This is a genomic window from Streptomyces sp. BE20 (genome assembly GCF_036322525.1).
In the GTDB taxonomy this organism is placed as follows: Bacteria; Actinomycetota; Actinomycetes; order Streptomycetales; family Streptomycetaceae; genus Kitasatospora.
Genome location: NZ_JAQYWW010000574.1, coordinates 1 through 203, shown reverse-complemented (window position 1 = coordinate 203; position 203 = coordinate 1). Strand labels below are relative to the sequence as shown.

Below are 203 nucleotides of genomic sequence, written 5' to 3'. Positions count from 1 at the left end.
TCGGCAACGCCGGCTTCGAGAGCGGCGCGGCGCAGCCCTGGACGGCGACACCCGGCACGGTCGACACCGACCGGGGCCAGGCGAGCCACGGCGGCTCCTGGAAGGCCTGGCTGGACGGCTACGGGTCCGGCCACACGGACACCGTCGCGCAGACGGTCGCCGTCCCGGCGGGCTGCCGGGCGACGCTGACGTACTGGCTGCAC

1 pseudogene is annotated in these 203 nt (G+C 76.4%); it reads left to right on the top strand.

Annotated elements, in window-relative coordinates:
• Positions 1-203 (top strand): annotated as a pseudogene (locus PUR61_RS10160) (putative Ig domain-containing protein); the annotation flags it as partial.